Source organism: Microbacterium aurugineum, from assembly GCF_023101205.1.
Lineage (GTDB): Bacteria > Actinomycetota > Actinomycetes > Actinomycetales > Microbacteriaceae > Microbacterium > Microbacterium aurugineum.
This window is the reverse complement of record NZ_CP078078.1, coordinates 1,627,829-1,651,926: the sequence shown is the minus strand read 5'-3', so window position 1 is coordinate 1,651,926 and position 24,098 is coordinate 1,627,829. Positions and strand designations below refer to the sequence as shown.

At 68.0% G+C, this 24,098-nt stretch carries 20 protein-coding genes; all 20 read right to left on the bottom strand.

All coding sequences use genetic code 11. From position 1 onward, the window contains the following. Nucleotides 1-38: 38 nt before the first annotated feature. Nucleotides 39-950, bottom strand: a complete 912-nt coding sequence (gene gmk / locus KV397_RS08025) for a guanylate kinase (RefSeq protein ID WP_131491044.1) — start codon at nucleotides 948-950, stop codon at nucleotides 39-41. Continuing rightward, nucleotides 943-1,788 carry an orotidine-5'-phosphate decarboxylase gene (pyrF, locus tag KV397_RS08020; protein WP_261812583.1) on the bottom strand — a complete coding sequence of 282 codons (846 nt, stop codon included), beginning with the start codon at nucleotides 1,786-1,788 and terminating at the stop codon, nucleotides 943-945. The genes gmk and pyrF overlap by 8 nt, the downstream gene beginning before the upstream one ends. Next, nucleotides 1,785-5,072, bottom strand: a complete 3,288-nt coding sequence (gene carB / locus KV397_RS08015; protein ID WP_047519528.1) for a carbamoyl-phosphate synthase large subunit — start codon at nucleotides 5,070-5,072, stop codon at nucleotides 1,785-1,787. The genes pyrF and carB overlap by 4 nt, the downstream gene beginning before the upstream one ends. Next, nucleotides 5,072-6,250, bottom strand: coding sequence for a glutamine-hydrolyzing carbamoyl-phosphate synthase small subunit (carA, locus tag KV397_RS08010; protein ID WP_131491047.1), 1,179 nt, complete (start codon nucleotides 6,248-6,250; stop codon nucleotides 5,072-5,074). Before carA ends, carB begins: the two co-directional genes overlap by 1 nt. Continuing rightward, nucleotides 6,247-6,759: a PH-like domain-containing protein gene (locus tag KV397_RS08005; protein ID WP_232761831.1), complete on the bottom strand. Its 513-nt coding sequence runs from the start codon at nucleotides 6,757-6,759 to the stop codon at nucleotides 6,247-6,249. Before KV397_RS08005 ends, carA begins: the two co-directional genes overlap by 4 nt. Beyond that, on the bottom strand, nucleotides 6,756-8,060 hold the full coding sequence (locus KV397_RS08000; RefSeq protein WP_261812582.1) for a dihydroorotase: 1,305 nt from the start codon (nucleotides 8,058-8,060) through the stop codon (nucleotides 6,756-6,758). Before KV397_RS08000 ends, KV397_RS08005 begins: the two co-directional genes overlap by 4 nt. Next, nucleotides 8,057-9,022: an aspartate carbamoyltransferase catalytic subunit gene (locus tag KV397_RS07995; RefSeq protein WP_261812581.1), complete on the bottom strand. Its 966-nt coding sequence runs from the start codon at nucleotides 9,020-9,022 to the stop codon at nucleotides 8,057-8,059. The genes KV397_RS08000 and KV397_RS07995 overlap by 4 nt, the downstream gene beginning before the upstream one ends. Then, complete coding sequence (gene pyrR, locus KV397_RS07990; RefSeq protein ID WP_261812580.1) at nucleotides 9,019-9,549, bottom strand: bifunctional pyr operon transcriptional regulator/uracil phosphoribosyltransferase PyrR; 531 nt, start codon at nucleotides 9,547-9,549, stop codon at nucleotides 9,019-9,021. The genes KV397_RS07995 and pyrR overlap by 4 nt, the downstream gene beginning before the upstream one ends. Nucleotides 9,550-9,631: 82 nt before the next feature. Further along, nucleotides 9,632-11,209 carry a Rieske 2Fe-2S domain-containing protein gene (locus tag KV397_RS07985; RefSeq protein WP_131491051.1) on the bottom strand — a complete coding sequence of 526 codons (1,578 nt, stop codon included), beginning with the start codon at nucleotides 11,207-11,209 and terminating at the stop codon, nucleotides 9,632-9,634. An 81-nt stretch (nucleotides 11,210-11,290) separates the two neighbouring features. Then, on the bottom strand, nucleotides 11,291-14,251 hold the full coding sequence (locus KV397_RS07980) for a DEAD/DEAH box helicase (RefSeq protein ID WP_261812579.1): 2,961 nt from the start codon (nucleotides 14,249-14,251) through the stop codon (nucleotides 11,291-11,293). A 47-nt stretch (nucleotides 14,252-14,298) separates the two neighbouring features. Next, nucleotides 14,299-14,709: a transcription antitermination factor NusB gene (nusB, locus tag KV397_RS07975; protein WP_047519514.1), complete on the bottom strand. Its 411-nt coding sequence runs from the start codon at nucleotides 14,707-14,709 to the stop codon at nucleotides 14,299-14,301. A 3-nt stretch (nucleotides 14,710-14,712) separates the two neighbouring features. Beyond that, entirely contained in the window at nucleotides 14,713-15,273 is a 561-nt protein-coding gene (gene efp, locus KV397_RS07970; protein WP_047519512.1) for an elongation factor P, read from the bottom strand. A gap of 55 nt (nucleotides 15,274-15,328) precedes the next feature. Continuing rightward, the gene (locus KV397_RS07965; protein WP_261812578.1) at nucleotides 15,329-15,766 is read right to left on the bottom strand and encodes a type II 3-dehydroquinate dehydratase; all 438 of its coding nucleotides are present in this window, start codon (nucleotides 15,764-15,766) and stop codon (nucleotides 15,329-15,331) included. After that, the gene (gene aroB, locus KV397_RS07960) at nucleotides 15,763-16,851 is read right to left on the bottom strand and encodes a 3-dehydroquinate synthase (RefSeq protein WP_261812577.1); all 1,089 of its coding nucleotides are present in this window, start codon (nucleotides 16,849-16,851) and stop codon (nucleotides 15,763-15,765) included. The genes KV397_RS07965 and aroB overlap by 4 nt, the downstream gene beginning before the upstream one ends. Then, entirely contained in the window at nucleotides 16,848-17,369 is a 522-nt protein-coding gene (locus KV397_RS07955) for a shikimate kinase (protein ID WP_131491054.1), read from the bottom strand. Before KV397_RS07955 ends, aroB begins: the two co-directional genes overlap by 4 nt. Beyond that, nucleotides 17,353-18,582, bottom strand: a complete 1,230-nt coding sequence (aroC, locus tag KV397_RS07950; RefSeq protein WP_131491055.1) for a chorismate synthase — start codon at nucleotides 18,580-18,582, stop codon at nucleotides 17,353-17,355. Before aroC ends, KV397_RS07955 begins: the two co-directional genes overlap by 17 nt. A 57-nt stretch (nucleotides 18,583-18,639) precedes the next feature. Continuing rightward, complete coding sequence (locus tag KV397_RS07945; protein ID WP_131491056.1) at nucleotides 18,640-19,452, bottom strand: shikimate dehydrogenase family protein; 813 nt, start codon at nucleotides 19,450-19,452, stop codon at nucleotides 18,640-18,642. Nucleotides 19,453-19,456: 4 nt separating this feature from the next. Beyond that, on the bottom strand, nucleotides 19,457-20,953 hold the full coding sequence (gene mltG, locus KV397_RS07940; protein ID WP_131491057.1) for an endolytic transglycosylase MltG: 1,497 nt from the start codon (nucleotides 20,951-20,953) through the stop codon (nucleotides 19,457-19,459). Between the two features lie 2 nt (nucleotides 20,954-20,955). Further along, nucleotides 20,956-21,429: a Holliday junction resolvase RuvX gene (ruvX, locus tag KV397_RS07935; protein WP_047519501.1), complete on the bottom strand. Its 474-nt coding sequence runs from the start codon at nucleotides 21,427-21,429 to the stop codon at nucleotides 20,956-20,958. After that, nucleotides 21,426-24,086 carry an alanine--tRNA ligase gene (gene alaS, locus KV397_RS07930; RefSeq protein WP_131491058.1) on the bottom strand — a complete coding sequence of 887 codons (2,661 nt, stop codon included), beginning with the start codon at nucleotides 24,084-24,086 and terminating at the stop codon, nucleotides 21,426-21,428. The genes ruvX and alaS overlap by 4 nt, the downstream gene beginning before the upstream one ends. Between the last annotated feature and the right edge of the window lie 12 nt (nucleotides 24,087-24,098).

The following is a 24,098-nucleotide window of genomic DNA, read 5'->3' as shown; positions in this document are numbered from 1 at the left end:
ATCGTCGCGAAGACGGTGCGAAAGGCGCGCGAAGACGCTCAGCGCGCAGAGCTTGAAGACAATTCTACGACCTCGCGGGCCGCGGTGGCGACGTCCTCGTTCACGATCAGGTGATCGAACTCGTTCTGGGCGGCCAGTTCGACCTTCGCGGTACGCAATCGGCGGGCCCTCTCTTCGGCCTCTTCGGTGCCGCGCCCGACCAGTCGATGCACCAGCTCATCCCAGCTCGGCGGCAGCAGGAAGATGAGCGTCGCGGCGGGTTCCGCTCGCCGCACCTGACGCGCCCCCTGCAGGTCGATCTCGAGGAGGACCGTCTTGCCCTCGGCCAGAGCGGCATCGATCGGTGCGCGCGGGGTGCCGTACCGGGATCGGTTGTGGACCACCGCGTACTCGAGGAGCTCATCGTCGGCGATCAGCCGGTCGAACTCCGCGTCGTCCACGAAGTAGTAGTGGACACCGTCGATCTCGCCCGGACGAGGCGGCCGCGTGGTCGCCGAGACCGACAGATGGATCTCCGGGTTGTGCTCACGGATATGCGCGGCCACCGTTCCCTTGCCCACGGCCGTCGGGCCGGCGAGCACGAGCAGGCGACTCCGCTCTCCACGCGGCTCCGGTACCGGGAAGCGCGTGTCGAGCCACGTCTCCAGTGCACGGCGCTGACGTGCGCCGAGGCCTCCGAGACGTTTGACCGGCGAGATGTGGAGCTCCTCCAGGATCCGGTCGCGCTTGCCCGCACCGATGGCGGGGAGAGCCAGCAGGAAGTCGGTGATGCGCATCGACCCCTCGACGGAGTCGGCGTCCGCTGTGGCGCGACGCAGCACCGCCTGCGGCGTGACCACCCGCATCGTCAGGTCGCGCTTGACGGAGGCTCTGGCACGGCGACGTTCGACCGCACGGCGGGCGGCCGCAGCTCGATCGACCTCAGGAACGGTCCGCTGGGCGTCAGACACCGGCCACCTCGAGATACTCGGCCGCGCGTGCGGCGACGGTCCGGGCCAGGTCGACCGGGCGTGCGGAGAGGATGCTGCGGCTCTCGCTCGCGATCACGGCGTCCGACAGCGCACCGAAGCGCGGCCGCAGGTCGGAGGGAGCAGCACCCTGCGCACCGAAGCCCGGGGCCAGGATGGGGGCGACGGGCTCGAAGGGCTCGATACCCGCCTGTGCCCACTCCACGGTGGCACCGATGACGAAGCCGAAGCTCCCCCACTCCCCTGCCCCGACCTGCTCGGCGTTGCGCCCCGAGACCTCGGAGATGATCGATGCCGACACGGTCGCCCCGTCGGACGCCGTGGACCGCTGGAGTCCCTCGGCCTGGGGGTTGCTGGTCGCCGCGAGGACGAAGAGCCCCTTGTGGTGCTCTCCGGCGAGGGCGAAGGCCCCGTCGAGGGCTCCGACACCGAGGAAAGGACTCACGGTGAGTGCGTCCGCCTCCAACGGCGAACCCGGCGTGAGCCAGGCGCGCGCGTAGTCATCCATGGTCGACCCGATGTCGCCCCGCTTGGCGTCGGCGATCACGATGAGGCCGGCCGCGCGCGCTGCGGCGAGGACGTCTTCGAGCGCGGCGATGCCCCGGGAGCCGAAGCGCTCGAAGAACGACACCTGCGGCTTCACGAAGCCGACTCTCCCGGTGGCAGCCTCGACGGTCCGCAGGCCGAATTCCCGCACGCCCTGCGCGTCGTCCGACAGTCCCCACGACGCGAGCAGCGCGGCGTGGGGGTCGATGCCGACGCAGAGGGGTCCTCGTGCGCCGAGCACGGAGCGGACCCGCTCGCCGAAGCGTGCGCTCACAGTGCCGCCTTCCGGTCCAGTGCGTACTCCTGGAGGCTCTTGACCTGGAAGCCCTCGTGGGCGGCGTCCATTCCGCTCACGGCCGCCCCGAGCACCGCCATCGTGGTGAACAGGGCCTTGTCGGCGGCGACTGCTGCGGCACGGATCTCGTAGCCGTCCGCGCGGGCTGTGCCACCGGAGGGAGTGTTCACGACGATGTCGATCTCGCCCTCGTTGATGAGGTCGACGATGTTCTTCGCGCCCGTCTCCTGCGTCGAGCTGTACTTCTCGACGACGGTGACCGCGATGCCGTTGCGCGAGAGGATCTCTGCGGTCCCCTCGGTCGCGACGATCGTGAAGCCGAGCTGTCGCAGACGGTGCGCGGGAAGGATGACGGCCCGCTTGTCCGAGTCGGCGACCGAGATGAACACCGTCCCCGACGTGGGCATGCCCCCGTAGGCCGCGGCCTGACTCTTCGCGAACGCGGTCGGGAAGTCGCGGTCGATCCCCATGACCTCACCGGTGGACCGCATCTCCGGTCCGAGCACGGAGTCGACCGTCTTGCCGTCGGCGGTGCGGAATCGCTTGAACGGAAGCACCGCTTCCTTCACGGACACCGGCGCGTCGAGCGGGACCCGCGAGCCGTCCTGTTCGGGGAGCATGCCTTCGGCGCGCAGCTCGGCGATCGTCGAACCGGTCATCACGCGGCTCGCCGCCTTGGCCATCGGGATGCCGAGTGCCTTCGAGACGAAGGGCACGGTACGGCTGGCGCGCGGGTTCGCCTCGATGACGTAGAGCACTCCGGCGCTGATGGCGAACTGCACGTTGAGCAGTCCGCGTACGCCCACGCCCTTCGCGATGGCGAGCGTGGCCTCCCGCACGCGATCCACGTCGGTGCGGCCGAGCGAGACGGGCGGCAGCGTGCAGCTGGAGTCGCCGGAGTGGATTCCGGCCTCTTCGAGGTGCTCCATGACACCACCGACGAACAGGTCGGTGCCGTCGTAGAGGGCGTCCACGTCGAGCTCGATCGCGTCGTCGAGGAATCGGTCGACCAGGAGCGGCTTGCCCTCTTCGATCACGACTTCACCCGCGGTGCGCACGAAGTAGTCCCGGAGCGACGCGGTGTCGTAGACGATCTCCATACCGCGGCCGCCGAGCACGAAACTCGGACGCACCAGAACCGGATAGCCGATCTCCTCGGCGATGCGCACAGCGCCCTCGACGTCGATCGCGGTGCCGTTGCGCGGGGCGACCAGACCGGCCTCATCGAGCAGGCGGGAGAAGAGCTCGCGCTCCTCCGCCAGGTCGATCGCCTCGGGGCTGGTGCCGAGCACGGTGTAGCCCGCGGCTTCGATACCCTTCGCGAGGCCGAGCGGCGTCTGACCGCCGAGCTGGCAGACGACACCGAGGATCGTCCCGCTCGCGGCCTCCGCGTCCAGCACCTCCAGCACGTCCTCGAGCGTCAGCGGCTCGAAGTACAGGCGATCCGAGGTGTCGTAGTCGGTCGAGACCGTCTCCGGGTTGCAGTTGACCATGACGGTCTCGAAGCCTGCATCCGACAGCGCGAACGAGGCATGCACGCACGAGTAGTCGAACTCGACACCCTGACCGATGCGGTTGGGACCGGAGCCGATGATGACGACCTTGGTCCGATCGGACGGAGCGACCTCGGTCTCGAAGTCATAGCTCGAGTAGTGGTACGGAGTCAGCGCCGGGAACTCGCCGGCACAGGTGTCCACCGTCTTGTAGACCGGTCGGATCCCGAGACCATGGCGCACCCCGCGCATCTCCGCCTCCGAGGTTCCGCGGAGCTCGGCCAGCTGAGCGTCCGAGAAGCCGTGCTCCTTGGCGTAGCGGAGAGTGGCCGCATCGAGCTCGGGCGCCGTGCGCACGATCTCCGCGACCTCGTTGATGAGCACGATCTGGTCGAGGAACCAGGGGTCCATCGCGGTCGCCTCAAAGGCCTGCTCGACCGTGGCGCCCTTGCGCAATGCCTGCTGCAGCGTGACGATACGACCGTCGGTCGGCGTCTTCGAGATCTCGAGCAGCTCCTCCACGGAACGCTCCTCCGCACCCCAGTGGAAGCTCGACCCGCGCTTCTCCAACGAACGGAGCGCCTTCTGCAGGGCGGTCGCGTAGTTGCGGCCGATCGCCATCGCCTCGCCCACGGACTTCATGGTCGTGGTCAGCGTCGCGTCCGCAGCCGGGAACTTCTCGAAGGCGAAGCGCGGGACCTTGACGACCACGTAGTCGAGCGTCGGCTCGAAGCTCGCCGGCGTCACACCGGTGATGTCGTTCGGGATCTCATCGAGGCGGTAGCCCAGGGCCAGCTTGGCTGCGAGCTTCGCGATCGGGAAGCCGGTGGCCTTCGAGGCCAGGGCGCTCGAACGCGAGACACGCGGGTTCATCTCGATGACGATGATCCGGCCGTTCTTCGGATCGACCGCGAACTGGATGTTGCATCCTCCGGTGTCGACGCCCACGGCGCGGATGATGTCGATGCCGATGTCGCGCATCTTCTGATACTCGCGGTCGGTGAGGGTCAGTGCCGGCGCGACCGTGATCGAGTCACCCGTGTGCACGCCGACCGGATCGACGTTCTCGATCGAACAGACGACGACCGTGTTGTCGGCCGTGTCGCGCATGAGCTCGAGCTCGTACTCCTTCCACCCGAGGATCGACTCCTCGAGGAGCACCTCGGTGGTGGGCGAGTCGCGCAGGCCCGCTCCAGCGATGCGACGGAGGTCTTCCTCGTCGTAGGCGAAGCCGGAGCCCAGGCCCCCCATCGTGAAGCTGGGACGGACCACCATCGGGTAGCCGAGCTCGTCCGCGGCGGCCAGCACCTCCTCCATCGTGTGCGCGATGCGGGAGTCTGCCACGTCGGCGCCGGCGTCGAGGACCAGCTGCTTGAAGATCTGGCGGTCCTCGCCCTTGTTGATCGCCTCGAAGTTGGCGCCGATGAGCTCGACGTCGTACTTCTCGAGGATGCCGTGGTTGTGGAGCTCGATCGCGGCGTTGAGCGCGGTCTGTCCACCGAGGGTCGGCAGGATCGCGTCGGGGCGCTCCTTGGCGATGATCGTCTCGATGACCTCCCACGTGATCGGCTCGATGTAGGTCGCATCGGCGAAGTCGGGGTCGGTCATGATCGTGGCGGGGTTGGAGTTGACCAGGATGACCCGGACTCCCTCCTCGCGCAGCACACGACAGGCCTGAGTACCGGAGTAGTCGAACTCGCAGGCCTGGCCGATGACGATCGGGCCGGAACCGATGACGAGGACGGAGTTGATGTCGTCGCGCTTGGGCATTACTTGGAGTCCTTCTGGCTGGCGATGACCAGGTCGCGGAACCTGTCGAAGAGATAGTTGGCGTCGTGCGGGCCCGCTGCCGCCTCGGGGTGGTACTGCACCGAGAAGGCCGGGATGTCGAGAGCGCGGAGTCCCTCGACGACGTTGTCGTTCAGCCCGACATGGCTGACCTCGACCTTGCCGTACCCGTTCGGGCTGTCGAAGGTCCCCTCGATCGGAGCCTCGACGGCGAAGCCGTGGTTGTGGGCGGTGATCTCCACCTTGCCGGTCTGCTTGTCGAGCACGGGCTGGTTGATGCCGCGGTGGCCGAACGGCAGCTTGTAGGTGCCGAGACCCAGCGCACGGCCCAGGAGCTGGTTGCCGAAGCAGATGCCGAAGAACGGCAGCCCGTCGTCGAGCACCGCACGCAGCAGCTCGACGTGATCGCCCGAGGCCGCGGGGTCACCGGGGCCGTTCGAATAGAAGACGGCGACGGGGTCCACGGCTCTGATCTCATCGATGGTCACGTTCTGCGGGAGTACGTGCACCTCGAAGCCGCGGGCCGCGAGATTGTCGATCGTCGCCTGCTTCACACCGAGGTCGAGCACGGCGAGGTTGCCGATCCGCTCCCCCATCGCGGTCGTCACGGTCGCGACGTCGACGGAGACCTCGGCGGACAGATTGCGTCCCGCCATCTCGGGTGCCTCGCGGACGATGCGCACCTGCTCCTCGGGGTCGAGCGACGCATCGGCGCCGGAGAAGATGCCGCCGCGCATGGAGCCGGCTGAGCGGATGTGGCGCGTGATCGAACGGGTGTCGACCCCGCTGATGCCCACCACGCCGTCCTGGACGAGCACATCGTCGAGCGACGCGTTGGCGCGCCAGTTCGAGACGACGCGCGAAGGGTCGCGCACGATGTACCCGGAGACCCAGATGCGACGCGACTCGGCGTCTTCGTCGTTCATGCCGGTGTTGCCGATGTGCGGTGCCGTCTGCAGGACGATCTGGCCCGCGTACGAGGGATCCGTGATGGTCTCCTGGTATCCGGACATGCCGGTCGCGAAGACGACTTCGCCGAGGGTGCGTCCGCGTGCGCCGTAGGCGCGTCCGGCGTGACGCGTGCCGTCCTCCAGGACGAGCACGGCGGGGTCGGGCAACTGGGCCGCGGGGGCCTGCCCGGCGGGTGTCGAGAGAGTCATGACTTTGCTCCTGTGTCGGGGGCGGCGGGGACGAGCCGCTGCAGGTCGGAGATGAGGTTCTGAGGCTCGCCGGTGGCGAGGCGCAGGTAGCTGTCGACGACGGTGTCGTCGGCGATCTTCCAGGCGATGCGCACGAGGCCGCCGGGCTCGACCACGCGGTCGATCGTGACGGTGGCACGATCGACGGTGACGAGCCGGTCGTTCGCGAGGAAGACCGTCGGGGTTCCGTCGAGGCAGAGGGCGATGCCGCGATCCGTGAGGGCGAGCTCGCCGCGTGCCCGATACGCGAGAGGCGACACCGCGAGGCGTTCGAGCGGCTGCGCGTGTCGTGTCGTCGACACGTACAGCACCTCGTCGCGGCGGACGATCTCCGCATGCTCAGGGACTCCGAGCGGCGCCGTGAACACGGAATCGCGGCGCATTCGTCGTCGCCAGGCGAAGAGCATCGCCAGCAGAATCAGGAGCGCCACCGCGATCATGATCGCGACGGCGAGGTCCCGAGCGCTCATGCGCGGAGCTCCTCGACGACGTGTCCGCCGTCGACGGTGAGGGTGCCGCCGTGGATGGTGTACTCCACGCGTCCGGGGAGCGTCCGGCCGAGGTAGGGCGAGTTCACGCTCCGGCCGTGGAGATCCGCCTCCGTGAAGACGCCGTCGACAGAAGCGTCATACAGCGTGAGGTGGGCCGGCTGTCCGACGTCGAGCGGAGTGCCGTGGCCGGCGAGCCGACCGATGCGTGCCGGTGTCGAACTCATGACGCGCGCGACGTCAGACCATTCGAGCAGCCCGGTCTGCACCATCGACTGATGCACCACGCGGAGCGCGCTCTCGAGGCCCACCATGCCGTTCGCCGCTGCCTGCCACTCGCACGCCTTGTTCTCGCTCGGATGCGGAGCGTGATCGGTGGCCACGATGTCGATCGTTCCGTCGGCGAGGCCCTCGCGCACGGCGTGCACATCCTCTTCGCGGCGCAGCGGCGGATTGACCTTGTAGCGAGCGTCGTAGCCGCGCACGAGCTCGTCGGTCAGCAACAGGTGGTGCGGGGTGACCTCGGCGGTGACGTCGATGCCGCGCTTCTTGGCCCAGCGGATGATGTCGACCGACCCTGCCGTCGAGAGGTGACAGACGTGCAGGCGGGATCCCACGTGCTCGGCCAGCAGCACGTCGCGGGCGATGATCGACTCCTCCGCCACCGCGGGCCAGCCGCTCAGACCGAGTTCGGCCGACACGATGCCTTCGTTCATCTGGGCACCCTCGGTGAGACGAGGATCCTGAGCGTGCTGGGCGATGACGCCGCCGAAGGACTTCACGTACTCCAGCGCACGGCGCATGATGAGCGGATCGAACACGCAGAAGCCGTCGTCGCTGAAGACGCGCACCTTCGCGCGGGACGACGCCATCGCTCCCAGTTCCGCGAGACGCTCGCCCTTCTGCCCGACCGTGACGGCGCCGATGGGCTGCACGGTGGCATAACCGGCTGCCTCGCCCAGGCCGAGCTCCTGCTCGACCACTCCGGCGGTGTCTGCCACGGGAGAGGTGTTGGGCATCGCGAACACCGCGGTGAAGCCACCTGCGGCTGCGGCCCTCGTCCCGGTGAGGATCGTCTCCGACGCTTCATAGCCGGGCTCCCGCAGATGCGTGTGCAGGTCGACGAGCCCGGGCAGGGCCACGAGCCCCGCGCCGTCGATGATGCGCGCACCGGCGCGATGCAATCCCTGACCGATGTCGGCGACGCGGCCGTCTTCGATGATGATGTCGGCGCTCTCGGCACCGAGCAACTGTGCGCCAGTGATGACGAGGGTCTCGCTCACAGGTCTCCCCCTCGTTCGTCGTCTCGTTCTCCTGCCAGCAGCAGGTACAACACCGCCATGCGGACGGACACCCCGTTCGTCACCTGTTCCAGCACCGTCGAGCGGGGGGAATCGGCAGCTTCCGAAGAGATCTCCAGTCCCCGGTTCATGGGTCCGGGGTGCATGACAATGCTACCTGCCGGAAGACCGCCCACACGCCGTGCGTCCAGGCCCCAGCGGCGGGAATACTCCCGCTCAGTCGGGAAATACGCCGCGTTCATCCGTTCCAGCTGGATACGTAGCATCATCACGGCGTCCGGGTCCTCCGCCAGCGCCTGATCGAGGTCGTATTCGACCCGCACCGGCCAGAGAGACACGTTCTGCGGCACCAACGTGGGTGGTGCGACCAGGGTGACGTCGGCACCCAAGGTGGTGAGCAGCCAGACGTTGGAACGGGCAACGCGGGAGTGCAGCACGTCACCGACGATCACGACCCGCAGCCCGCTGAGGTCCCGTCCTCGGCTGTCGCCACCGAAGCGACGCTTGCGGATGGTGAAGGCGTCGAGCAGCGCCTGCGTCGGGTGCTCGTGGGTGCCGTCCCCGGCGTTCACCACTCCGGCCGAGATCCAGCCGCTGGTGGCGAGGGTCTGCGGCGCTCCGGAGCCGGGGTGCCGGACCACGACCGCGTCGGCGCCGATCGCCTCGAGCGTCTGCGCCGTGTCTTTCAGGCTCTCGCCCTTGGAGACGCTGGAGCCCTTCGCGGCGAAGTTGATCACATCGGCGGAGAGACGCTTGGCGGCTGCCTCGAACGAGATGCGCGTGCGGGTCGAGTCCTCGAAGAAGAGGTTCACGACGGTCTTGCCGCGCAGTGTCGGGAGCTTCTTGACCTCGCGGGACTGCGTGTCCGCCATGTCTTCGGCGACATCGAGGATGCGCAGTGCGGTCGCCCGATCGAGGGTGCGGGTGTCGAGGAGATGCCTCATTCGCCGATCGTCACCTCCTCGGCCCCGTCGTTCTCGAAGAGGCGCACATTGACGCGCTCCGTGCGCGCGGAGGGGATGTTCTTGCCGATGAAGTCCGGCCGGATCGGAAGTTCACGATGCCCGCGGTCGACCAGGATCGCCAGCCGGACGACAGCGGGGCGGCCGATGGACTGGATCGCGTCCAGTGCGGCCCGGATGCTCCGCCCGGAGAAGAGCACATCATCGACGAGCACGACCGTCTTGCCGTCGATGCCGCCGACCGGGATATCCGTGGGCTGCGGCGAACGGGTCGGGTGCTTGGCGAGGTCATCCCGGAAGAGGGTGACATCGAGCGCGCCGACGGGAACGGACTGTTGAGCGATCTCGCTGATCAGCAGCCCGAGGCGATGGGCGAGAGTGACGCCGCGGGTCGGAATTCCCAGCAGGACGAGGTTCTCGGCTCCTCGATTGGATTCGAGGATCTCGTGCGCGATACGGGTCAGCGCGCGTGAGATGTCGGCTTCGTGCAGCACGGTGCGCATGCTCATCGGCCGCTCCCTTCTCCGCCTCACAGGACGGTGTTAAAGGTTGCTAGTCAGGCCAGTCTATCGGAGCGCGGACCCTCCGCGATCAGCTCGCCTCCTGCAGCACGGGATCGGTGACGTCGTCGACCTTGGCGGAACGGATCGGGTGCCCGGCCGTGGAGAGGCATCGACCGGTCTTCAGGTCCCACTTCCAGTCGTGCATGCTGCAGGTGAGGATCCCGTCCTCGTCGACGGTGCCCGTTCGGGTGAGGTCGGCGCGCAGGTGCGGGCAGCGCCGCTGGACGACCCAGTCGCCGATCTCCGCATCCTCCGTCTGATCCGTCTGCTCCTGATACCAGTTCTCGACGTATTCGATCCGGTCGACCGAGAGGCACTTGAGGAACGTGGTGAGGAACTCGTTGAACTTGCCGCTGCGCCCCACCGAGAACTGCATCGAGAGGAAGATCGAGTTCGACCAGTCGATCTCGTGATCGACGATGTTCGTGGAGACGAGATCTGCGGGGATGGTGTACCAGTACACGCACTCCTCCCCCGCGTACTCGCGGACCTTCGCACGAGGGAAGTCGACGACCATGTCGAGCTCGCCGATGCGGAAGCGCACACATCCGCCGACGCCCAACCGGATCGTGCGGGACTTCTTCAGCAGCGGCTCCCACCAGGTCTTGATCGCCTCGAGCATCTCGGCCGGGGGGATGATCTCGGCACGAGACGCCTCTTCGTCGCGGATCTCCTGCTGCCGGCTCGCGCGCTGCTCCTCGAGGTACTCCCACTTCTCGTCGAAGATGTGAGCGATCTCGGCGTCGGTGTAGAGCGTCTGCTCGGAGGTGACGTTGCCTCCCTCGACCGTGACGACGGTCCCGGGGATGAAGAGCTGACCGTCGTACTGCGGAGCGAGCTCCTTCATGTGCGCGAGGAACTGCTTCTGGTCCGTGAAGATCGATTCGCCGTTCTTGCCCAGACCGTTGAAGTCGAACAGATCGTCGCGCAGGAACATGGGCGGACCGGCCATCGGGAAGACGTGCGGAGCATCGACCTTCTCGATGTAGTACATGGCGCGCTTGTTCTGCGCTTCGCGCTTGAGGCGGGCGAAGTTCTGCTTCGCGTCGAGCGGCAGGTCGTAGACCATGGGCCACCAGATGGCGCCGGAGACCTGGGTGAAGTAGGCGTCGGGCGTGCCGAAGTCGAGCAGCTTCTCGAGGTCGAGCGGATGCGAGTCGTTCTGATTGAGCACCGAACCGGTGCCGTCGTCGACGCTCAACGAGGAGTCGCCGATCGGTCCGTCGCTGGGAGCGCGCAGCGGCGTGATCATCATCTTGAGGTCGCCGCGCTGGATCACCTGACCTGCCGGAGCGTAGGTGATGTTCGTGTAGCCGAGCGCGCGGATGTCCTTCTCGAGATCATCGGTCGGGTACTCCGGGAGCAGCACCTCGATGTCCTTGCGGATGTAGCGCTCGAGGAGACGCGGATCGAAGTGGTCGCGGTGGCGGTGCGAGATCCAGAGGAAGTCGGCTTCGCGGCCGAATCGCTCCCAATCCAGCCCCCGGTTGTCCGGGAACGGGAACCAGGATCCGTAGAAGGAGGGTCCGAGAACCGGGTCGCAGATGATGTTCCCGCCCACGGTCTCGATGAACATCCCGGCGTGGCCGAGTCCGGTGATCCGCATTGCATTCCTCCCGAAAGTGAACCGTTCGATTGTACCGAGGGCTCCCTGTGCGGCCGGTCGACCGAGCCGGGAGTATTCATCTCACCCCTCGAACAAGCCGCGGATGTCGTCGGCGGTCAGCGATTGTGCGAACAGCGCTTCCTCATCGAGGACGGCGGTGAACAATCGGGCCTTGCGGCGCTGCAGCTCGAGCACCTTCTCTTCGATGGTCCCGGTGGAGATCATCCGGTAGACGAACACCTGACGGTCCTGTCCGATGCGGTGCGTGCGGTCGATCGCCTGCGCCTCCGCCGCGGGATTCCACCACGGGTCGAGGAGGAACACGTAGTCGGCTTCGGTCAGCGTGAGGCCGAATCCCCCTGCCTTCAAGCTGATCAGGAACACCGGCTGCTCCCCGCCGGTGAATCCGTCGACCACCTTCTGGCGGTGCCTGGTCGTCCCGTCCAGATGGGCGTAGGGGATTCCCGCGGCATCCAGGCGGGCTGCGGCCAGGTCGAGGAAGGACGTGAACTGACTGAACACCAGGGCCCGGTGGCCCTCGGCCTGGAGCTCGATCACCCGCTCGAGGAGGACGTCGAGCTTGCGCGAACCGATCTTCGCGTCTTCCGGGTCGATGAGACCGGGAGCGAGGCTGAGCATGCGCATCAGGGTGAGCGAGCGGAACACGATGAAGCGGTTGCGATCGAGGTCTTCGAGTAGGCCCAGCACCTTCTGACGTTCCCGCTGCAGCACCGTCTCGTACAGGGCACGGTGGGAGGCACCGAGCTCGACCTCGAGGATCTGCTCCTGCTTCGCAGGGAGTTCCGGAGCGACGATCTCCTTCGTGCGCCGCAGCAGCAACGGGCGTATCCGTCGTCGCAACTGCGCGAGGCGTCGTTGCCGGTACTCGCCGCCCTCCTCGTTCTCCGGCACCTTGCCCTGCTCGATCGGCTGGATGTACCGCTCGCGGAACTTCCGCGCCGACGGGAAGAGTCCGGGCGCCGTTAGCTTCAACAGTGCCCACAGCTCGCTGAGGCTGTTCTCCATCGGGGTTCCGGTGACGGCGAAGGTCACATCGGCCGAGAAGGAGGCGACGGCGCGGTGCAGCTTCGTCGCGGGGTTCTTGACGAACTGCGCCTCGTCGAGGATGAGCCCCGCCCAATCCACAGCCGCGTACTCGGCCTCGTCGAGCCGGGCGACGGCATAGGTCGTGATCACGAGGTCGGTCTCGCCGAGGTGGTCGACCAACCCGGGACCCTGGGTGCTCGCCCGGAGCAGCACCCGAAGCGAGGGCGTGAATCGAGCGGCCTCGCTCCGCCAGGTGGCCAGCACGGAGGTGGGTACGACGACCAGGAACGGGCGATGCTCCCCCGCCTCCCTGGCGTGTGTGATGAGTGCGAGGAGCTGGAGCGTCTTGCCGAGTCCCATGTCATCGGCGAGGATTCCTCCTAGGCCGTGGTTCCAGAGGAATGCGAGCCAATCCAGCCCCTCCTTCTGGTACGGCCGCAGCGTGGCGTTCACCGCCGGCGGCACCGGAACCGAGGGCACGGAGGAAGCACGACGCAGAGCGTCGGCGGTGGCGCGCCAGGTGACGGCCGGGAGAGCCTCGTCGGCGAGGTCCTCGAACTCCTCCCAGAGGTCTGTCTGATACCGGCTGATCCGAGGACCCGTCTCCCACTCGTCGAGCGCGCCCGCTTCGTCGATGAGCTCACGCAGGTGATCGAGGGCGCGATGGTTCAGCGAGAAGTAGCTGCCGTCGACGAGGAGGAGCTTCTTCCGACCGGTGCTCAGTGCCGTGAACAGCGGTTCGAACGGGATCGTGCGCCCATCGATCTTGACCAGCACGCCGAGGTCGAACCAGTCCGGATCCGTGCTCTCCACGGTCGACACGGTGATCTCCGGGTCGCCCGTCAGCTCGTGATAGCTCTTGCGCCGACCCGAGACCACGACCGTGACGCCGTGGGCTTCGAGAGCGGGGACGATCCGGGTGACGAACTCGGCTGCCGCGACGTCGTGGAACGAGCCCGCTGCCTGGAGAGCCTCCCCCAGATGCTCGGTCCAGACGTTCTGAAGCGCGTCGCGGTGCGCCGCCTCCGCCGTGGTGTCGCGCACCGCATGGTCGCTGGCGGCGAACGGAACCCGTCCGAATCCTCGATACTCCCACGCGAAGGTATAGGAGACCGTGTCACCCCGACGGAAAGACAGCTCCAGCACGGCATGAGGTGCGGGCAGCGCAGGCAGTTCGACACGGTCTGCGGAGCGCACGGTGATCCGACGCCCGAGCAGCGGATACGCATCCTGGAAGAACGCCGCTTCGTCGCCCGCCGGAACCTCGAGACCCGCCGCGGGACCGATCAGGGCGTGGACGGGCTCGCTGAGCGGCACCTCCGCCAGTGTCACGTGCAGGCGCGTGCCGTGCTGCGCGATCTCGTACACGCCGCTGCGACCGATCGCCCGGACGTCCCGGGGCTCGACCTCGCGGCCGTCGATCGTGATGTCGGGGCGCACCACGAGTCCTCCGTCCTCGGCGCGTCCGATCGTCGCGCCGATGGTGGCCTGCTCCGCCACGGCGACGCTCGTGTTCTTCTGCGTGGCGACGAGCGGTATCCCGAGGTCCGCAGCGGTTCGCAGGTGCCCCCACAGCAGGCCGGATTCGATCAGATCCGCGACCAGCCAGTCACCGGCGGTACCCGACAAGAGAGTGTCCCGGGCGATGCTCAGCAGGTCGGCGAACCACCGTGATCGATCCCGCCCGTACTGCGAAGACGAACGCCGCACCGCGTCCCACGTCGCAGACCCCTGCACCCAGGCATCCGTCGCGGCGCTCCGCTCGAGCGGGCGGATCCCGAGAAGGATCTCCCCCGTGCGCTTCGCCACGTCGCGGGCTGTGGCCGTACGCTGCGGGCGCGAGGCCCAGGGGTTCGCCCCGCGTCCGTCGCGCACCCGCAACTCGACACCGAGCGCGAGGGGCGTCTTCGCGTCGTCACGCGAAGGACCGAGGATCGTACGCCAGTCTGCGTACGGCGGCCCCTCGGATCGGGACGGTTCGAACGGAAGAGCCATGCTTCCATCCTCTCCGCCACCGCCGACAGTACGACGCGTCGGACGGGTCAGGCTGCGCGAGCCACCCGGGCGAGGACGCCGTGCACGAACGCCCCGGAGTCGTCGGTGGAGAACTCCTTCGCGAGTTCGACGGCCTCGTCGATCGCAACCGCAGTCGGCACTTCGTCGTTGTACAGGATCTCCCACACCGCGATCCGGAGCAGCGCGCGATCGACCGCGGGCATGCGCTCCAGCTTCCAGTCCCGACTGTGCGTCGTGATCTGCTCGTCGATCTCGTCGCGGGTGTCGATGATGCCGTCGACGATCTCGCGCGCGTAGAGCCACGAGGCCTCGCGTGCGGGCTCACTCGCGGCACGCTTGGCCTCGGCGGCCAGGGTCACGGCGAGGTCGTCCCCGCGCACATCGGAGGAGAAGAGGATGTCGAGAGCGCGCTTGCGCGCCTTCGTCCGGGCGCTCACGCCTTACTTCTCGCGGCCGAGGTAGTCACCCGTGCGGGTGTCGACCTTGACCTTGGTGCCGGCCTCGACGAACAGCGGCACCTGGATCTCGTAACCGGTCTCGAGCGTGGCGGGCTTGGTGCCTGCCGACGAGCGGTCACCCTGCAGGCCGGGCTCGGTGTAGGTGATCTCCAGGATCACGGAGGCCGGGAGGTCGAGGTACAGGGGGTTGCCGTTGTTCAGGGCGATCGTGACGGCCTGGTTCTCGAGGAGGAAGTTCTTCGCGTCGCCGACCGTGGCGGCCCCGACCGTGATCTGGTCGAAGTCCGTCTGGTCCATGAACACGTAGCCGTCGCCGTCCGTGTACAGGTAGGTGTAGTCGCGGCGGTCGACGTTCTCGATCTCGATCTTGGCGCCGGCGTTGTAGGTGCGGTCGACGACCTTCCCCGACACGACGTTCTTCAGCTTGGTGCGCACGAACGCGCCACCCTTGCCGGGCTTCACATGCTGGAACTCGATGACGCTCCAGAGCTGCCCGTCGATGCTGAGGACGACGCCGTTCTTGATGTCTGCGGTAGATGCCATGCGCTGCGAGTTCCGTTCGTGTGTCTGCGGGGTCGGACGAGACCGACAGTCGATTCTACGGGATGAGTGCGGCGAGCTGTCGCACAGCGTCTGCGTAGCCGTCGACGCCACGGCCGGCGACCCGCACGGCCGCCACATCTTCCAGGTAGGAATGGTGGCGGAAGGCCTCACGCGCGAGCACATCGGAGATGTGGACCTCCGCGAACGGCAGCGCCACCCCGGTGAGCGCGTCACGCAGCACCACCGACGTGTGCGTGAGTCCGCCCGGATTGATCACGATTCCGGCGCAGTCCTCCCGTGCCGCATGGATCGCGTCGACCAGCACTCCCTCGTGGTTGCTCTGCAGCGCCCGGACCTCGAACCCGACCGCGGCTGCGGCCTCGGCGGTGATCCGCTCCACGTCCGCGAGAGTCGCCGTGCCGTACACGTCGGGCTCGCGGGTACCGAGGAGATTCAGGTTCGGCCCGTTGACCAGGAGGATCCGGCGGCTCACTCCCCGACCTCCTGATAGGCGGCGAACAGCAGCGACTCGTCAGGAGCCTGCAGGACGGTGGGCTTCGCGAGGTCGTCGAGGAGGATGAAGCGCAGCATCCCGCCGCGGCTCTTCTTGTCGCGCTGCATGGTGGCGAGCAACTGCGGCCATGCCCCCGCACGGTACGAGGTCGGAAGGCCCAGCGACTCCAGGATCGTCCGGTGCCGCTCGGCAGCGGAGTCGGACAGACGACCCGCGAGCCGCGAGAGCTCGGCGGCGTAGAGCATCCCGACCGAGATCGCGGCGCCGTGCCGCCAGCGGTACCGTTCCGCATGCTCGATCGCGTGTCCGAGCGTGTGCCCGTAGTTGAGGATCTCGCGGAGTCCGGCCTCGCGGAAGTCGTCCGAGACGACCTTCGCCTTCATGTCGATCGCCAGTTCGACCGCGCGGCGGAACTCCTCGGATGTCGTGTCGACGGCGCGGAGCGGATCGGCCTCGATGATGTCCAGGATCTCCGGAGCCCAGATGAATCCGGCCTTGACGACCTCGGCGAATCCTGCGGTCGCCTCGTTGGGACTCAGGCTGGCGAGCTCGTCGAGGTCGCCGACCACGGCGCTCGGCGCCCAGAACGCCCCCACGAGGTTCTTGCCCTCCGCGGTGTTGACACCGGTCTTGCCACCGACCGACGCATCGACGAGGCCCAGTACCGTGGTCGGCACCTGGATCAGCTGCACGCCTCGCAGCCAGGTCGCGGCGACGAACCCGGCGAGGTCGGTCACCGCTCCCCCGCCGTATCCGATGACCGCATCGCTGCGGGTGAAGTCCGCCTGGCCCATCACCTGCCAGCAGAAGGCCGCCACCTCGATCCGTTTGCCCTGCTCGGCATCCGGGATCTCCGCGAGCAGTACCTCGCGCGGACCGTCGGTGGTGTCGGCGAGAAGTCTGTCGCGCAGTTCGGCAGCGCGGGACGCGAGCGTGGGCGGATGCACCACCAGCACCTTGCGGACGCCCGGCGCGAGCGCGGCGGAGACCCGATCCAGGATTCCGCGTCCGATCGTGATGTCGTAGGCGTCGTTCCCCGTGACGCCGATGGTCGTCGTGCTCATCGCTGTTCTCTCCTCCATGTCACGATGTCATCCGCGATCTTCTGCATCGGACGACGTGAGGTGTCGAAGGTGGTCGAGGCGACCTCGGCGTACCACCCCCGGCGTTCCTCGAAGATCTTCTTCCAGCGCTCCACCGGATCCTCATCCCCTGACAGGAGGGGGCGGTTGCTGCCGCGGAGCCTGTCCGCCACTGCGTCTGGGTTCACCGTCAGGAAGACGACCGGATGCGCTTTCAGGAGTTCGCGGGTGGCCGCCTGCGTGACCGCGCCTCCACCGAGGGAGATCACGCCCCCGTCGGCGAGGGCCTGGGCGACCGCGGCGCGTTCGAGCTCCCGGAAGTGCGCCTCTCCGTACTCGGCGAAGATGCCGGAGATCGGACCGTGTTCCGCCACGATGCGTTTGTCCGTGTCGACGAAAGCGACGCCGAGTCGCCGAGCGACGCGGCGTCCGACGCTGGTCTTGCCTGCGGCCATCGGGCCGACCAGCACCAGCGTCAGCGGATCAGCCGCGCTCGTCATGCGCGATGAGCGCCGCCTCGGACGCCGGTGTCGTCCGCAGCCCCGCCGGGATGCCTTCGAGGTAGCCCTCGAGGTTGCGACGGGTCTCGCGGATGCTGTCGCCACCGAACTTCTCGAGCACGGCGTTCGCGAGCTCCACGGCGACCATCGCCTCGGCGACCACTCCGGCGGCGGGCACAGCGCACACGTCGGAGCGCTGGTGGTGAGCGGTGGCGTCGTCACCCGTGGCGGTGTCGATCGTGCGGAGGGCATGCGGAACGGTCGCGATCGGCTTCATCCCGGCGCGGACGCGCAACACGGTTCCGGTGGACATGCCGCCTTCCGTGCCTCCGGCCCTGTCCGAGCCGCGCGTGATGCCGTCCGCGGTGGCGAAGAGCTCATCGTGGGCGGCCGAACCTCGGCGGCGCGTGGTCTCGAAGCCGTCGCCGACCTCGACGCCCTTGATCGCCTGGATGCTCATGAGCGCCTGAGCGAGACGCGCGTCGAGGCGTCGGTCCCAGTGCACGTGGGAGCCGAGTCCCGGAGGAAGGCCGTACGCGAGCACCTCGACGATGCCGCCCAGCGTGTCGCCGTCCTTCTTCGCGTCATCGACCTCGGCCACCATCAGAGCGGAGGTCGCGGTGTCGAAGCACCGGAGCGGATCGGCATCGAGCGCCTCGACATCGTCGGGCGTGGGGAGCGGAGACCCCTCGGGCACCCGCACCGGCCCGATCGACAGGGTGTGGCTGACCAGGCGGATACCGAGCTCACCGAGGAACGATCGGGCGATCGCCCCGAGCGCGACACGCGCAGCCGTCTCCCGAGCACTCGCTCGTTCGAGGATCGGACGCGCCTCGTCGAAGTCGTACTTCTGCATGCCCACGAGGTCGGCGTGCCCCGGACGTGGACGGGTGAGGGGCGCGCTGCGCCCACGGGACTTGTCGGTGAGCTCCACGGGCTCGGGGTTCATGACCTCGATCCACTTCGGCCACTCGGTGTTGCCGATGCGAAGAGCGATCGGGCTGCCGAGGCTCTTGCCGTGCCGCACACCGCCGGAGATGGTCAGCGCGTCCTGCTCGAACTTCATGCGCGAGCCACGGCCATAGCCCAGCTTGCGACGAGCGAGATCGGCCTGGATGGCCTCGGAGGACACAGGGACGCCGGAGGGCAGGCCCTCCATGACGGCGATGAGTTCTGGGCCGTGCGATTCGCCGGCCGTGAGCACGCGGAGCATTGCTCCAGTCTCCCACGGGTTGGCCCCCTCGCCGCGCCGCGTTTCGACGCCGTCCGCTCAGAGCGCGGCGCGCATGGCCGAGACGACCTCTGCTTCGGCGGGCAGCGGGAGCGCCGGATCCCCGTGCCGGAAGATCCGGATCTGGCGCACGGCCTGATGCAGCAGCATCCCCAAGCCGGACACCACCGTGCCGTCGCTCCAGCGGGACGCGAGGGCGGAGGGCCAGGGCGCATAGGCAGCATCGAACAAGGCTCCGCCGGTCTCGGCCAACCCCACCGCGGTTTCGACAGGAAGGGCGGTCGCACTGGGCAAGGTCGAGAGGGTCAGGTCGACCGCGTCGCGCCCGCCGTCGAGGGAGCGTACTTCGACCGGAATACCCAAGCGGTCGCCGAGGGCGACGAGTGCCTTCGCCCGCTCCGGGCGTCGAGCCCGAACCTCCACGTGCTTCACCCCGATCTCGGAGGCGGCGACGAGCGCGGACGCGGCAGTGGCGCCGGCACCGATGATGCGCGCCGTCTCCGCAGCGGTGATCCCCGCCTCCGACAGCGCGTCGATGATCCCGCCGACATCGGTGTTGAAACCGGCGGGCGCCGCCCCGAGCAACAGGGTGTTGACGGCGCCCGTGAGGTCTGCGTGGCGATCCCTCGTCGCAGCGGCGCGGTAGCCCTCCCCCTTCAACGGCATGGTCAGCGACAAACCGCGCCACGTGTCGTCGAGTCCACCGAGTGCGACGGTGAAGGCCTCCGCAGAGACCTGACGCCGTCCGTACTCCCAGCTCAGACCGAGGACCCGATACGCGGCGGCATGCAGGTGAGGGGACTTGGAGTGCGCGATCGGGTCCCCCCAGACCGCGAGTCGCGTGCGCGTCACCGAGTCAGCACCCGGCGTCGGGGTTCGCGCGGCACCATTCGCGCCACTTCTCGATCCCCTGCTCGTGCTCGGCCATGGTCTCGGAGAACTGCGTCTCCCCCGTGCTGAGGTTGATCGTGACGAAGTAGAGCCACGGGCCATCGACGGGGTTCATCGCCGCCGAGATCGCGGCGTCACTCGGGCTCGCGATCGGCGTCGCGGGGAGGCCCTCCCGGACGTATGTGTTCCAGGCGTTGTCGTCTTCCAGCGCTTCCTTGGAACTCGAGACGACGCCCTCGTGCAGCGAGCCGTAGCCGTATTGCGCCGTCGAGTCCATCTGCAGCTTCATATTGATATCGAGACGGTTCTGGATCACGCGCGAGACCTTCGCGAAGTCGTCGAGCCGACCTTCTCGCTGGATGATCGAGGCGATGGTCAGTATGCGCTCCTCGTCACCGGCGGGGACCCCCGCAGCGGCCAGCGATTCGCGGGTGCGATCGACCATGCGCTGGATGACCTGCGTGGCCGTGACCTCGGGATCGAACGTATAGACGGCCGGGAACAACCAGCCTTCGAGGCTCTGTGCTTCCACCCCGTACTGCGAAGGATCCTTGACGGCCGCCTCGAAGTCCGCCAGCGGCAGACCGAGGGTCTCGGCCATGGCAGGGAGGGAGGAGACGATGGTTCCACCTTCAGCGACGGAGACTGTGTTCTCGAGCTTGTTCGCGTCGTCCCGGAGCGCCGCGAGGGCGGCCTCGGCCGTCATCTTCGTCTGCAGCTTGTACACGCCCGGGTAGAAGATCACGGCGATGTTCTCGTCGACGAGGTAGTCGTAGAAGACGCTCTCGGTCTTCGTCACCCCCGCCTCGTACAGTGCGGTCGACACGGGAGAGCCGGTGTCGCCCTCCTTGATCGTGACGAAGGCCTCGCCGGTCGCCAGACCCGGCTCCCAGTCCTTCGAATCGCCCCAGCCCATCGCGTCACTGATCTTCTCGCCGTAGGTGTTCGCCACCCAGACTCCGGCCGCCGCGATACCACCGAAGATCACCAGAACGATGATCAGCGCGATCAAGCACCCCTTGCGGCGCTTCTTCTTCGGCGCGGCGTCGATGTGATCGTCATGGGGGACGAAGAGGTCGTCCAGCCCACCGCCGAGCACAGGCTCCGGTGTCGCCGCGGCACCCGAGGGCGACTCGATCCGGGGCACGGCACGGGTGGGGGTGTCCGCGGCATCCGCCGAGGCACGGAGCGGAGTCGGCGAGGGCACCGCACCGGCGGCGGCGACGGCGTCGTCCGCAGAAGCGCGAACCGGCACGGGAGAAGCCTCGGCCGGAGTATCGGCACCGGTGACGGGGCGGGACTCCCCCGCGGCCGCTTCTCTGGCCGCCCGACGCGAGCCCGGAACGGGCGCGCTGTTGTCGACCGTGGGAATCTGCGCGGTCGGCTCGGGCAGGTTCTCGAAGAGATCCCCCAGGCGGGAATCTGCGTCGTGCCGCGGCGTTTCGTTGTCGCGTTCGGACATCGTCAGGCGTGCTCCTCGTCAGGCGAGATGACGGCACCGGCCGGGTTTCCGGTGCTCTTCTCCATATCGATCGCCTGCTGCAGAAGCACCACGGCGGCGACCTGATCCACAATGCTACGAGACTTCTTCTGAGATCTCCCGGAACTGCGCAATGCGGCATGCGCCGTCACGGTGCTCAACCGCTCGTCCACGAGCCGCACCGGAGTGCCGCTGCGCCGGCAGAGCTCGGCGGCGAACTCCCGCGCGTCCGTGGTCGACGCGGTATCCGCACCCTGCATGTTGACCGGCAGACCGACCACGAACTCCAACGGGTCGTACTCGCTCGCGATCTGAAGGATCCGGGCGATCGAGGCCTCGTCGCGAGGCACTGTCTCCACGGGGACGGCCAGCATCCCGTCGGGGTCGCAGCGCGCGACACCGACCCGCGCGCGCCCCACGTCGATGCCGAGCCGCACACCGCGGCGGAAAGTGCTCACGCGCCGCGCAGCTCCTGTGCGATGGCTTCGAGCGCCGACGGCAGAGCCGCCGTGTCGGCGCCGCCACCTTGCGCGACATCATCGCGCCCGCCACCGCCGCCGCCGAGCACCCCGGCCGCCCGCTTCGCGAGCGCACCGGCCTTCGCTCCCGCCGAGCGTGCCGCGTCATTGGTCGCGACGACGACGACGGGCCGCCCGCCCACGACCGCGCCGAGTGCCACCACAGCGGCATCCGAGCCGAGCCGATCGCGCACGCCGTTGACGAGGTCTCGCACGTCATCCGCCGATGCGACTTCGCCCAGACTCTGCGCGGCCAGTCGGAACGCACCGACGCGCGTCGCGGCGTCGACGATGGCCGGCACCTGTCCGGCTCTCTCCTTCGCCTCGAACTGCGCGATGCGCTTCTCGGCAGCCTTCAGGCTGGCCGTCAGGTCGGCGATCCGCTCCGGCAGCTGCTCACGCGGCGTCTTGAGGGAACTCGTCAGCTGCGACACGATCGCCCGCTCAGCCGCGAGCTCACGGAAAGCATCGGCGCCGACGAGAGCTTCGATACGACGGTTGGAGGCGCCCACCGAGGACTCCCCGACCAGGCTGACCAGCCCGATCTCGGCACTGGTGGTCACGTGCGTCCCGGCGCAGAGTTCCCGCGACCATGGCCCACCGATGTCGACCATGCGCACGACGTCGCCGTACTTCTCGCCGAACAGCGCCATGGCGCCGGCTTCCTTGGCCTCGTCGAGCGAGACGATACGCGTGGTCACCTCCAAGGCGTCCTGCACTGCGCGGTTGGTGATCTCCTCGATCTCGCTGCGCGTATCGGTCGAGAGCGCCTGCGACCAGGCGAAGTCGAAGCGCATGTAGCCGGCACGATTCAAAGAACCGGCCTGCGTCGCCGTCGGACCGAGGGTGTCACGGAGCGCGGCGTGCACGAGGTGCGTGGCCGAGTGCGCCTGGCGGGCTGCACGGCGGTTCGCCGCGTCCACCACCGACGTCGCGACGTCGTCGACGGCCACGCTTCCGCGCGTGACTTCGACGGTGTGGCTGATGAGTCCGGGGACCGGCTTCTGAACGTCGAGCACTTCGAGCGCGTAGCCCGGGCCGACGATCGTGCCCTTGTCGGCCACCTGACCACCGGACTCGGCATACAGCGTCGTCTCGGCGAGCACGACCTCGGCGATCTGCCCTTCGGATGCGCTGCGCACAGGCACTCCGTCGACGAGGAGTCCGAGCACACGGGACTCGACCTCGAGGGCGGTGTATCCGTCGAAACCGGTCTCGCCCAGGGAGCGCAGCTCCCGGTAGACCGATACGTCGGCGAGCTGACGCTTGCGGTTGCGAGCGTCGTCCTTGGCCCGCTGACGCTGCTCCTGCATGAGCGTGTCGAAAGCGGCGCGGTCGACGTCCAGTCCCGCTTCCTCAGCGACTTCGAGCGTGAGGTCGATCGGGAAGCCGTAAGTGTCGTGGAGCAGGAACGCCTCGGGACCGCTGAGCGTCTTCCCCCCGCCCTTCCTGGTCTCGTCGAGGGCGAGATCGAGGATCGTGGAGCCGGCCACGAGGGTCCGGCGGAACGTCTCCTCTTCGGCGAACGCCGAGGCGGACAGTACCGCCCAGTCCCTCTCGAGTTCCGGATAGGTCGTCTTCATCACATCGCGCGATGCGGCGAACAGCTCGGGGAACACCGGCTCATCGACGCCGAGCAGTCGCATCGAGCGGACCGTGCGGCGCATCAGACGGCGGAGGATGTACCCACGCCCCTCGTTGGATGGACGCACCCCGTCGGACAGAAGCATGAGGGAGGAACGCACGTGGTCGGCGACAACGCGGAATCGCACGTCATCCTCATGCTGCACACCGTACGGGCGGCCGGAGAGCTCGACGGCGCGATCCAGCACCGGACGCACCTGATCCGACTCGTACATGTTGTCGACGCCCTGCTTGAGGAACGCGACACGCTCGAGTCCCATCCCGGTGTCGATGTTCTTCATCGGCAGCTCGCCGACGATGTCGAACTCCGTCTTGCTGCGGATGTTCTCGATGAAGTCCTGCATGAACACGAGGTTCCAGATCTCCAGGAACCGTGAGTCGTCGACGGCGGGACCGCCGTCCTTCCCGTAGGCCGGCCCGCGGTCGAAGAAGATCTCGGAATCAGGACCGCCGGGTCCGGGCTGCCCTGTGTTCCAGTAGTTGTCCGCGCGCCCGAGGCGCTGGATGCGCTCCGGCTTGAGACCGATGATGTCGCGCCAGATGGCTTCGGCCTCGTCGTCCGTCTCGTAGACGGTGACCCACAGGTCCTTCTCGTCGAAGCCGAGCCCCCCGTCCGACTCGGAACCCGTCAGAAGCTCCCAGGCGTAACGGATCGCGCCTTCTTTGAAGTAGTCGCCGAACGACCAGTTGCCCAGCATCTGGAAGAAGGTGCCGTGACGGGCGGTCCGACCGACCTCTTCGATGTCGTTGGTGCGAATGCACTTCTGGACGTCCGCGATCCGCGGATGCGGCGCAGGGACGACGCCCGTGAGGTACGGGATCATCGGCACCATGCCGGCGACCGTGAACAGCAGCGACGGGTCGTCGCTGACGAGCGAGGCCGAGGGGACGATGAGGTGGTCGTTCTTCTCGAAGTAGTCGAGGTAACGCTGCGCGATCTCCGCAGTTTTCATAGAGTGCCGGGT

Bases quoted from the DNA above. Each gene is read 5' to 3' on its own strand.
- aroB (WP_261812577.1), bottom strand. From the start codon at position 16,851: ATGAGCACGACGACCATCGGCGTCACGGGGAACGACGCCTACGACATC.
- aroC (WP_131491055.1), bottom strand. From the start codon at position 18,582: ATGCTCCGCGTGCTCACGGCCGGCGAATCGCACGGCCCAGAACTCATC.
- pyrR (WP_261812580.1), bottom strand. From the start codon at position 9,549: ATGAGCATGCGCACCGTGCTGCACGAAGCCGACATCTCACGCGCGCTG.
- carA (WP_131491047.1), bottom strand. From the start codon at position 6,250: ATGACTCTCTCGACACCCGCCGGGCAGGCCCCCGCGGCCCAGTTGCCC.
- mltG (WP_131491057.1), bottom strand. From the start codon at position 20,953: ATGTCCGAACGCGACAACGAAACGCCGCGGCACGACGCAGATTCCCGC.
- carB (WP_047519528.1), bottom strand. From the start codon at position 5,072: ATGCCCAAGCGCGACGACATCAACTCCGTCCTCGTCATCGGTTCCGGC.
- KV397_RS07995 (WP_261812581.1), bottom strand. From the start codon at position 9,022: ATGAGGCATCTCCTCGACACCCGCACCCTCGATCGGGCGACCGCACTG.
- KV397_RS07985 (WP_131491051.1), bottom strand. From the start codon at position 11,209: ATGCGGATCACCGGACTCGGCCACGCCGGGATGTTCATCGAGACCGTG.
- efp (WP_047519512.1), bottom strand. From the start codon at position 15,273: ATGGCATCTACCGCAGACATCAAGAACGGCGTCGTCCTCAGCATCGAC.
- KV397_RS07980 (WP_261812579.1), bottom strand. From the start codon at position 14,251: ATGGCTCTTCCGTTCGAACCGTCCCGATCCGAGGGGCCGCCGTACGCA.
- alaS (WP_131491058.1), bottom strand. From the start codon at position 24,086: ATGAAAACTGCGGAGATCGCGCAGCGTTACCTCGACTACTTCGAGAAG.
- KV397_RS08005 (WP_232761831.1), bottom strand. From the start codon at position 6,759: ATGAGCGCTCGGGACCTCGCCGTCGCGATCATGATCGCGGTGGCGCTC.
- KV397_RS07955 (WP_131491054.1), bottom strand. From the start codon at position 17,369: ATGACGAGCGCGGCTGATCCGCTGACGCTGGTGCTGGTCGGCCCGATG.